Origin of the sequence: Synechococcus sp. R55.4, assembly GCF_047461935.1 — a bacterium.
In the GTDB taxonomy this organism is placed as follows: Bacteria; Cyanobacteriota; Cyanobacteriia; order Thermostichales; family Thermostichaceae; genus Thermostichus.
The window spans coordinates 24,025-34,047 of record NZ_JANSIF010000032.1 but is presented as its reverse complement, the minus strand read 5'-3'; the positions used below and the strand labels follow the sequence as shown (position 1 = coordinate 34,047).

Genomic DNA, 10,023 nt, shown 5'->3' with positions numbered 1-10,023 from the left:
TCAATGACTTTTGCCAAACCGCCTAAAGCTCAGTAAATTCAGCAAAGTTCAGGGTTTTGGGGGTTAGAGGCATGCTCAGAAGGAGAAACCGACCCCCACTCAGGAGCCGCAGGGGAAAATCAGCTCTCCGGCTCAAACACCTTCAGATCCACCACCTTCCCCCCTTGGAAAGTCCAGTGGGCAAAGGTGCCGGCCACCTCCCCATTCTCATCGAAGTTGATGGATCCAGAGGCGCCGGTGTAGAAGATGTCTTCCCCTTTGCCGATCAGCTCCACCGCCTTGGCCCACTCTCCAGGCAGGATCTCGGTGCCAGGCGGATTGGCCACTTCCCGCAAGGCATCTCGAACAGCGGTGCCGTCGGTGCTGCCGGCTTTCTGAATGGCCAGAGCCAGGACAAAAGCGGCATCGTAGGCAGTGTCGATGTAGGGGGTGGGGGGCAGCTCCCCGTAGGCGGCTTTGTAGGCTTCGGCAAAGATTTGGTAAGCCTTGCTATCGGTGAGGGCCTGGGGCGAAACGCCGATGGATCCCTCTAGCTTTTCGGCTCCCACCTGGGCTGCCACATCGGGAGAGCGCATGCCATCGGTGAAGACAAAGCGGTCAAACAGTCCTTCTTCCAAAGCTTGCCGCAAAATGACCACACCGTTTTCGGGGTAGCCGATCAGCACCAATGCCTGGGGATCCCCTTCCTTCAGTTGGGTCAGCTCACTGCGATAGGAAGCCTTGCCGGGCTCGTAGGGAACCGACTTGGTGATGGTGCCGCCCCGCTTTTCAAAAGCCGTCTTAAAGCTGTCGGCAAGGCCCTGGCCGTAGTCGTTGTTAATGTAAATAATGGCCAGGCGCTCCAGCTTCTCTTCACGGGTGATCTGGGCCAAGGCCACCCCTTGGTAGGCGTCGGAAGGAACCGTGCGAAACAGAAAATCGTTGTCCTCCAGGGTGGTAATGGTAGGAGCGGTGGAAGCCGGGGAAATTTGCGGGATCCGATTGGGAACCGTGACCGTCGTGGCCACCGGAATGGTGATGCCGCTGCCCAAGGCGCCGATGATGCCGGCCACCTTCTCCACGGTGACCAACCGTTGAGCTGCGTCGATAGCTGGCTGAGCCGACGTCTGGTCATCCGCTTCGACCACTTGGGCAGGGGATCCCAAAATGCCACCGGCGGCGTTGATTTGGTCAATCGCCAGCTTGATCCCTTTGAGGCAGTTTTCCCCGAAGGCCTGCAGATCCCCGGTAAGAGACATCAAGGCCCCGATTTTGACCGGCCCCTGAGTGGCCTGCTGAGCCGTGCTGGGCAGCAGAGTGGTGGCAAGAGCAGCAGCCGTCAGGGCAGCCGCCGCCGCAAAGGCCCGTCGGGTGAGTTTGTTCATGCGAGACATAGCCGACAACCTCCTATGAGGGAAGAGAAAGTAGAACTCAGATCCCAAAAGTCAAGCAAGTGTTGAGTCGTAGCAGTCAGACGTTGACTCACCTCAAAGCGTTCCCCACTCCCTCAAGAAAAGATGGCTCCGGGAAACAGGCGGGCCAGACTCAGGATCTCGCCCGTTCCTTGGCTGCTGTAGGGCTGGCTGCGGCCTCCAAAGGCAGTTGCCCCTGTAGGAATCCAGGAAGGATAATGGGCAAACTCGGCCATTGGGCTCATTATATTTTGAGAAATACTGAACTCATCGGTCGGCGGGGTTTTCCCAAGGCAGCGGCGTGATTGTTATCGACGACATCTCCAAGCGGTTTGGCGGCATTAGCGCGGTGGATCACTGTTCCTTCCGCATCGAAACCGGTCGGATTACGGGCTTGATCGGCCCGAATGGGGCAGGGAAGACCACGCTCTTTAACATCATCGCCGGGTTTATTCGGCCCAGCAGCGGGCGCATCTGGCTAGATGGGGAAGACATCACCGGCCTGCCCCCTCACCATCTGTTCCGTCGAGGGCTGGTGCGCACCTTTCAGATCCCGCGGGAGTTTGGCCGCATGACCGTCTTGGAGAACTTGATGGTGGTTCCCCCCAACCAGATAGGGGAAAACCTGTTCGCCACTTGGTTCGGTTGGCGGCGGGTGCAACGACAAGAACGCAACCTGCAAGCTCGGGCGGAAGAGGTTCTGGAACGGCTGAACCTGATCCATCTGCGGGATCAACTGGCCGTCACCCTTTCCGGGGGGCAAAAAAAACTCTTGGAACTGGGACGTACCTTGATGACCGATGCACGGGTGATCCTGCTGGACGAGCCGGGGGCTGGCGTCAACCGCACCCTGCTGGCGGATTTGATGCGCTTTATCGAGTATCTCAACCGCGAGCGGGGCTGCACCTTTTGCATCATCGAGCATGACCTGGATCTGGTGACCCGTCTCTGCGACCATGTGGTGGTCATGGCTGCCGGCAAGGTTCTCACCCAGGGATCCATGGAGGAGATCAAACAAAACCCAGCCGTGCGGGAGGCCTATTTGGGATCTGTGGCACTGGCCGACTCCCTAAACCCACCCCAACCCTCCCCTCTGCCTTCGGAGGGATCCCTCTCATGACCCCTTTGCTGGACATCCAAGATCTCTACAGCGGCTACCGGGGGGTGGACATCCTCAAAGGGATCCACCTGAAGGTGAACCCCGGGCAAATGGTGGTGATCATCGGCCCCAATGGAGCCGGCAAATCGACAGTGCTGAAATCCTTATTTGGCTTGGCCACCATCCGCTCAGGCCGAGTGCTGTTTCAGGGATCCGACATCACCCACTTGCCTGCCGAGCAACTGGTGCAGCGGGGAATCGGCTTTGTGCCCCAGACCAACAATGTCTTTCCTTCCCTCACCGTGCAAGAGAACCTGGAGATGGGGGCCTTCATCCGACGCGACAACCCTGCTGCCCAACTGGAGCGGGTTTATGAGCTGTTTCCACCCCTGAAAGAGAAACGACGCCAAGCGGCGGGATCCCTATCGGGTGGACAACGGCAGATGCTGGCCATAGGGCGAGCGTTGATGGTGGAGCCGCAGTTGTTGTTGCTGGATGAGCCGACCGCCGGCCTGTCACCGCTGTACATAGAACAGACCTTCGCCCTCCTGCAAGAGATCAACCGTCTTGGCATCAGCATCCTCATGGTGGAGCAAAATGCCAAGCAGGCCCTGAAGATGGCGGACTGGGGCTATGTCTTGTCCACGGGAGAAAACCGCTTTGAGGATACCGGCCCCAACCTGCTGAGCAATCCTGAGGTGCTGGAGCTGTTCTTGGGTGGTTGAGGCCCTCACCCCCCTCCCCTTTCCCAGAAGGAGAGTCAAGCGGGACTGGCCATTTGCTGCTTGCGCAGTTGAGCTGCTTGGTTGAGAAGAGCCTCCACAAACGTCATCGCTTCTTGGGCAGAGTGACCGGCAGTGAGTTGGGCCAGTTCTTCGCGGCGTTCCCGTTCTCCCAAAAGCTCCACCCGCACAGAAGTTCGTTTTTGGTGCACCACCTTGTGAACCCGCAGGTGGTGATCCGCCAAGGCAGCGATCAGGGGTTGGTGGGTGACGCAGAGGATCTGGTGATCTCGGGCGATGCTGTGCAGCTTGGTGGCGATGGCTTGCGCCACTTTGCCCGACACGCCGGTATCGATCTCGTCGAAAACCATGGTGGCCACCGGATCGATGCGGCTGAATACGGCTTTCAAGGCCAGCAGAAAACGGCTCATCTCGCCGCCGGAGGCGATGCTGGCCAAGGGCTGAAGAGGCTCACCCGGGTTGGGGCTAATCCAAAAACTCACCTGATCCACCCCCTCTGCTGTCGGGGGGCCGGGTTGGATCTGCACCCGGAATTGCACTGCGCTCATCCCCAGCGGGCTGAGCTCTTCTATGAGGGCCTTTTCCAGTTGACAGGCCGCTTGTTGCCGCAGTTGAGAGAGCACCTGGCAATGGCGCTCCAGGTCTTGGGCAGCTTTGTCCAGCCGCACCTGCAATTCCTCTAGGTCGGTGTTGTCTCCTCGCAGTTGGGCCAACTCCGTCTGCACCCGCTCCGCATGGGCCATCACCTCGGCCAAGGTCGGGCCGTATTTGCGGCAGGCTTGTCTGAGTTGCGCCAAGCGCCGTTCAATTTTGTTCAACCGACCGGGATCCGCCTCCAGCGTCTCGCCGTAGCGAACCAGCTCCCGCCCCACCTCCTCCACCTGAATGAGAGCGCTGCTGACCATTTCCGCCAGAGGGGCTAGGTCGGGATCCCGCTGGGTCATGGTCTGGAGCAACCGTTCTACCTGGCCCAACAGATCGGCGATGGCCGGTGAGCCGCTGTCGTTTTGATAGAGCAATTGGTGAGCTTCGTAGCTTTGCTGTTGCAGTTCCACGCGGTGGGCCAGGCGCTCCCGTTCCCGCTCCAGCTTGGCCATTTCGTCGGGATCCTCCAGGCGCAGGGCGGCCAGCTCTTGCGCTTGAAACTCCAGCAGGTCTAGCCGTTGCAGGCGCAGTTGTTGGCTTTGCCGGCGGGATTCCACCTCTGTTTTCAGTTGGTTCCAGGTTTGGTAAAGGGCAGCCACCTCCGCCCGTGTTCGCAACAACTCTTCGCCGCCAAAGTCGTCCAGCCAACGGCGCTGGGTTTGGGGAGATTGGATTTGAACGGTTTGCCCCTGGGCAGTGATCTCTACCAATTTGGCCCGCAGGTTGAGCATCTGGGCTTTGTTCACCAGCACCCCATTCACCCGCAGGCGGCTGGTGAGCTTGCCGTTGCGCAACACCAGCTCGCGACTACAAACCAGGCCCTCCTCTAGGGGTTCGATTTGTTCTTGTTCTAACCAGGCTTGCAGCTCGGGATTGAGATGGAAAATTGCCTCCACCAGACCTCGTTCGCTGCCGGCGCGCAAAGCCAGGACTCCGTCCCGCTGACGCAATCGGGCTGTACCTCCTAGAGCTGCATCCAGAGCATCGAGGATGATGGATTTGCCGGCCCCGGTTTCTCCGGTGAGCACGTTTAGCCCCGCTCGAAAGGGGATCTCCAATTGCTCGATCAGGGCAAAGTTCTCGATCCGCAGCAGGCGCAACATAGGGATCCCGTGGGCTCAGCGTGCCGTTGGCAGTTTTCAGGATAGGGCTTGCAGGGGTCGCTCTGTCCCACGTTAGCGTACTCACCATCCCTCGGCGGACGGGTACAGCGGCCAGCGGGGAGTCTGTTATTGCAGGGGTGGGGAGCACCACCTGTTCTGGTTTGGGGATCCCCTCGGGGAAATTGGCAGCCCGGCTCAGCCGGCCAGGGGGTAGCGCTCCATCAGGTAGCAGAGGCAGTCTTGGCGGATGATGCGGCTATTGAGGGTGAGCATGCCCGGCATGATGGGCACGCTGGTGCGAATTTCTCCATTGCAGGCATAGAAAAAGCGATCCGCCACATTTTGGCCCTGCTCGTCTTGCACCTCCAGGTGGAAGCCGTTGTTCGTCCAGCCAATGGGGGTGTGGGGGGGAAGCTCCCGAAAATTGAGGAGATCCAAATCCGGCGGGAAGCGGATGTGGGAGGGGGATCCCTCTTGGTCGCCATTCTCTTCCCCAAAGCTGAAGCTCACCTGATCCGGGACTTTGACAATGGCGACGCTGTGGAAGAGGTCGATATCTTGGCTGAGGACAGGGCGCTGCGGGATCGCCGACAGGTGAAGGCAGGCTTCCAGAAATTCGTAGGCATGCTGGGTGCCGTGGGGCTGATCCGGCTTGCCGCATTCCAGGGTCACCGCCGGGCAGAAGCGCCCGAAGGCCATGCTCTGCACCCCTTCTGGCTTGGTGAAATAGAGGACGGTGCGCCCAAACAAGGTGGCCAGGTGCAGGGTAGGGGCATCCAGGTGATTGACACAGGCGTAGTGGGGGTTGGTGCCCGTGTTGTTGTGGATATCGACGCTGGCAAAAACGCCCCGCTGCTGCATTTGCTGCAGGACGGCCTGGGCCATGGCATGTTCGGGGGTGGAGCCGGAGCCCCAAATGCGGTTGTAGTCGGGTTGGCCGTCCAGCCGCCGTTGTCCTTGACGGGCTGCCTGAACATTGCCGATGAAGAGGGAAAGGGAGCGGGGCAATTCCCGTTCGCGGCAGCGGTGCAGAGGACTGTAGCGGCGGAGAAGCTGTCGCACCGCCTGCCAGCCGGTGGTTTCGTTGCCGTGCAGCAGGACGGACACAAACAGGGCGGGATCCCGTCGTCCCGGCAGATGGATGAGGGTTGGCCCGCCCAATCGGTCGTAAAGCTGATGGGCCTCTAGATCCAGCAGTTGATCCGGTAGATGATCGAGAACGGTGAGCATACTGTTTGGGCTAAGAGGCTCGACTCAAACTTCTGGCTTCTGGCCTCTCTCCCTGGGGTAGGAGGGAGCAGAAGTCCAACGAAGTCCTTGGTCGCGAATGAACCGTTTCGCTGCGGTAGCTCGGGTCGCAACAAGGCCATCTGAGAGAGAGTTTGCCCACTCGAGATGCGGGCCAGGGATCCGTCCTGCCGCCGCGGTGGCCCACCGCTGGTACAACCGGCTGTGGAGAGAGCCCTAGCTGAGATCCCAGGTGTGTACCGGTTGGCCTTGCCGCTGCCGTTCCCAGTAGGCACAGGTTAATTGTTGCATATCTTTACCATGCCGGGCGACATAGCGGCGCTGCCAGGTGGCCCCATTCTGCCCCGACTCGACGCGGGCGCGGAGAATGCCCAGATACACTTGGATATCCTGTTGGGCCAAGTTCAGTTGGGCCAGCCCTCCCTCGGCCAGGGGGAGCAGCTCTTGCAAAAGCAATTGGCGCAGGGATCCCTGCCAACCCTTGAGCCAAGTGATGGGGGCCTCCAGACCCCAGCGGGCCGCCGTGTAGAAATTGGCGCGGCACTGGGCAAAGCTCAGCTCCTGCTCGGGGGGGACGGGCTGGGATCCCAAGGCTTGCACCAGACCAAAGTAGAAGGCCGCATTGGCGATCATATCGGGTAGGGTTGGGCCTGCCGCCGCCACCCGCTGTTCGATGCGCAGATGGGGAACCGGATCCAAGCCGATGAGGGGGCGGTTCCAGCGCCAGATGGTGCCGTTGTGGAGGCGCAGATGGGCCAGCTCCCAGGGAGAGGCGGCCAACGTTTGCGGCAGCACCACCGGGTAGCGATGCACATTTTCCCAAAACAGCTCCATCAGGGATCCCTGTACATAGCCTTGCCCGAAGGTGACGCGGGGGCAGTGGGTGGGGGAGGGCGGGGGTGGCCCATCCAAAGCTTGCTCAAACAAAGGGATGCGGGTTTCTGCCCACAGATCGTGCCCGAACAGGTAGGGGGAATTGGCCGCCAGCGCCACCAAAGGGGCCGAGGCGATGAGAGAAGCGTTGAAGTAGCGGGCTGCCTGGTGGGGGGCCACCTGCAGATGGATTTGGAAAGAGGTGGTTGCCGCTTCCAGCATGATGTCGGGGTGAGCCACCCGCAACAGGGTGGCAGGCCCTTCGATCTCCAGCCCCAGAGACGGGATCCCTGGGGATTGCTCGCGCCGGTGCAAGTTCAGGATTTGCTCATTGAGGGCCAGGTAACGCTTGCGGGGGGAGATCATCTCCAAGGTCAGTTGCTTTTGCTGCACCGTGGGCAAAATCCCGATCATCATCAACCCCGCCTGCAAGTGTTCGGCCACCCGGCAACAGCGATCCCACGTTTGGCCCAGCTCTTGCTGAAACTGCCGCAGAGCCGAGCCGACCAAAACTTGGGGCCGGCTGTTGATCTCCACGTTGAACTGGGCCAGTTCCGGCACCACCAGCGGATCGTTCACCGCTTCCAGGTAGGCTGAGTTTATCGGGGCCGGATCTCCCTGAGGGGTCACCAGCCATGCCTCCAGCTCAAACCCGCCCACCGGGGATCCCTGGGCAAAGGGCTGACAAGCCGGATCCAGCCCCGGCGCACCGGCCAACCAGCGCTCCAGCAAATCCGTCTCTTGCCGGAGTTGAGCGGCGAACTTGGCAAAGTCTTCGGCGCCAAAGCTGAGGCAGGCAATCTCCTGGCCCATCGAGAGAACTCCGCAGAGGGCATGACACCACTGTACTGTCCTTCTCAGGGTCTTCAGCTCTCCAGGAGAAAAATATGGGCAGGCATCGTCCAGGGATCCAACTTGATGTAGTTGGTGGATCCCTGCCAGGAATACTGCTGGCCGTCCAACAGATCGGTCAGCTTAAAGGTTTGCCAATGCTCCAAATCCAGAGCCCCCAAGTTGAGGGTGACCCAGCCGGACTGAATGTGGAAAGGATCCAAATTCACTGCCACCAAAATGCGGTTATCGCCACTGAAGGTGCGCTTGGAATAGCAAATCAGGGCCTCGTTGTCGGTGGGATGAAACACCAAGCTCCAGTCGCTCTGCAGGGCCGGGTTTTGTCGCCGGATCCGGTTCACCTGCTGGATCAAAGGCCGCAAGTTATCCGGGGCATCCAGATCCCAGTGGCGGATTTGATATTTTTCCGAGTCCAGATATTCTTCGCTGCCGGGACGGAGCGGGCGGTTTTCGCAGAGTTCAAAAGCCGGGCCATAGATGCCGTAGCTGGCCCCGAGGGTAGCCGCGAGGATCAAACGCAGCATAAAAGCCGGGCGACCCCCCTTTTGCAAAAACTCGTTCAAAATATCGGGCGTATTGGGCCACAGGTTGGGGCGATAGTACTCCCGCATTGAGCTTTGGGTGAGCTCGGTGAAATACTCGGTCAGGCCCCACTTGTCGTTGCGCCAAGTGAAATAGGTGTAGGACTGGGTAAAGCCCAGCTTGGCCAGCGATTTCATCAGTTTTGGGCGAGTGAACGCTTCGGACAGAAAGATCGTCTCCGGGTGCTTGGCTTTGATCTGACCAATACACCACTCCCAAAAGCCGAATGCCTTGGTGTGGGGGTTATCCACCCGGAAGATCTTGACCCCCTGGTCAATCCAGTATTCGATCACACCTTTCAATTCTTCCCAAAGGGCTTGCCAGTTTTCTGTTTCAAAGTTGAGGGGATAGATATCCTGATACTTTTTGGGCGGGTTCTCCGCATATTGAATGCTGCCATCGGGCCGCTTTTTAAACCATTCCGGGTGCTCTTTTACATAGGGGTGATCCGGAGAGCATTGAAAGGCAATATCCAGGGCGATGTCGATGTGGAACCGTTTGGCTTCCGCCACCAGATGATGAAAGTCGGCCAGGGATCCCAATTGGGGGTGAATGGCTTTGTGCCCGCCTTCCAGCCCGCCGATGGCCCAGGGAGAACCCACGTCCTCTGGCTCGGCGGTCATGGCATTGTTTTTGCCCTTGCGAAAGGTGCGCCCAATGGGATGGATGGGGGGCAGGTAAAGCACATCAAAGCCCATTTCCGCAATCAGCGGCAGCCGCGCGACCACATCTCGGAAGGTGCCGTGGGTGTGTTCGTTGGGGCCACAGGAGCGGGGAAACAGCTCGTACCAGGCACTGAAGCGGGCTTTGACCGGATCCACCCAAACCCGCCGCTCTGGGTAGGTGCTGACAAAAGGGCGCTCGCCGTAAACCTGCATCAGGGATCCCAACGTGGGGGATAGGGCTGCTTCTATGGCGGGATCCCCCCCTTGGCGGAGTGTTTGGGCGTAGTTGCGCAGCTTTGCCTGCAGAGAGTGCTCCGCGCCGCCACCGCGATCGCCGCTTTGCTGTTGGGCGGCCCGCTCGATCAGCTCGGCCCCGATCAGCAGCTCCACAGAAACATCCTGCTCGGCCTCCACCCGCTTGTACAGATCCTGCTGCCAGGTTTTGAAGGGATCCACCCAGGCCAAAATCCGGTAAGAAGCTTGGCCGATCTGAGTGACCTGAAATTGGGCCCGCCAGCGGTCGTTGCCGATGGGATCCATGAAGATCTCCTGCCAACCCTCTGCACCGGCCTCGCGAAAACAGAGCACCGCCGAGAGCTGATCGTGGCCGTCGGCGAAGATGTCCGCTTCCACCACCACATACTCTCCCACCGTCCGCTTGATGGCGTAGCGCCCGCCGTCGATTTCCGGTGTCACCGCCTCGATGATGACGCGCTGCCGACCCTCTACTGGCCACATAGGATCCACCCTCTGTTTGTCTCCTGCCTGTTCGCAGACTGGCTACTCTCCACCCTCTGGTCAGGAAGGCTTGTCCGCCCCCCA

7 protein-coding genes are annotated in these 10,023 nt (G+C 59.9%); 2 read left to right on the top strand and 5 right to left on the bottom strand.

Annotated features, from left to right (window positions below; genetic code table 11):
- Positions 1 to 119: 119 nt before the first annotated feature.
- Positions 120 to 1,373 carry an ABC transporter substrate-binding protein gene (locus tag NW842_RS08755; protein WP_414342885.1) on the bottom strand — a complete coding sequence of 418 codons (1,254 nt, stop codon included), beginning with the start codon at positions 1,371 to 1,373 and terminating at the stop codon, positions 120 to 122.
- A gap of 319 nt (positions 1,374 to 1,692) precedes the next feature.
- Between NW842_RS08755 and NW842_RS08750 the strand changes: the two genes are divergently transcribed.
- On the top strand, positions 1,693 to 2,511 hold the full coding sequence (locus NW842_RS08750) for an ABC transporter ATP-binding protein (RefSeq protein ID WP_414329274.1): 819 nt from the start codon (positions 1,693 to 1,695) through the stop codon (positions 2,509 to 2,511).
- Positions 2,508 to 3,215, top strand: coding sequence for an ABC transporter ATP-binding protein (locus tag NW842_RS08745; protein ID WP_414373833.1), 708 nt, complete (start codon positions 2,508 to 2,510; stop codon positions 3,213 to 3,215). Before NW842_RS08750 ends, NW842_RS08745 begins: the two co-directional genes overlap by 4 nt.
- A gap of 35 nt (positions 3,216 to 3,250) precedes the next feature.
- Here NW842_RS08745 and recN read toward each other — a convergent pair whose 3' ends face one another.
- The 4 genes from recN to NW842_RS08725 form a co-directional block, all read right to left on the bottom strand.
- Positions 3,251 to 4,981 carry a DNA repair protein RecN gene (recN, locus tag NW842_RS08740; protein WP_414373832.1) on the bottom strand — a complete coding sequence of 577 codons (1,731 nt, stop codon included), beginning with the start codon at positions 4,979 to 4,981 and terminating at the stop codon, positions 3,251 to 3,253.
- Positions 4,982 to 5,176: 195 nt separating this feature from the next.
- Entirely contained in the window at positions 5,177 to 6,211 is a 1,035-nt protein-coding gene (locus NW842_RS08735; protein ID WP_414350470.1) for a M14 family metallopeptidase, read from the bottom strand.
- Positions 6,212 to 6,445: 234 nt separating this feature from the next.
- Positions 6,446 to 7,915 carry a glutamate-cysteine ligase family protein gene (locus NW842_RS08730; RefSeq protein ID WP_414373830.1) on the bottom strand — a complete coding sequence of 490 codons (1,470 nt, stop codon included), beginning with the start codon at positions 7,913 to 7,915 and terminating at the stop codon, positions 6,446 to 6,448.
- A 53-nt stretch (positions 7,916 to 7,968) separates the two neighbouring features.
- Positions 7,969 to 9,939, bottom strand: coding sequence for an alpha-1,4-glucan--maltose-1-phosphate maltosyltransferase (locus tag NW842_RS08725; protein ID WP_414357914.1), 1,971 nt, complete (start codon positions 9,937 to 9,939; stop codon positions 7,969 to 7,971).
- Between the last annotated feature and the right edge of the window lie 84 nt (positions 9,940 to 10,023).

Coding starts and splice junctions, on each gene's coding strand:
- NW842_RS08755 (WP_414342885.1), bottom strand. CDS start 1,373: ATGTCTCGCATGAACAAACTCACCCGACGGGCCTTTGCGGCGGCGGCT.
- NW842_RS08745 (WP_414373833.1), top strand. CDS start 2,508: ATGACCCCTTTGCTGGACATCCAAGATCTCTACAGCGGCTACCGGGGG.
- recN (WP_414373832.1), bottom strand. CDS start 4,981: ATGTTGCGCCTGCTGCGGATCGAGAACTTTGCCCTGATCGAGCAATTG.
- NW842_RS08735 (WP_414350470.1), bottom strand. CDS start 6,211: ATGCTCACCGTTCTCGATCATCTACCGGATCAACTGCTGGATCTAGAG.
- NW842_RS08730 (WP_414373830.1), bottom strand. CDS start 7,915: ATGGGCCAGGAGATTGCCTGCCTCAGCTTTGGCGCCGAAGACTTTGCC.
- NW842_RS08725 (WP_414357914.1), bottom strand. CDS start 9,939: ATGTGGCCAGTAGAGGGTCGGCAGCGCGTCATCATCGAGGCGGTGACA.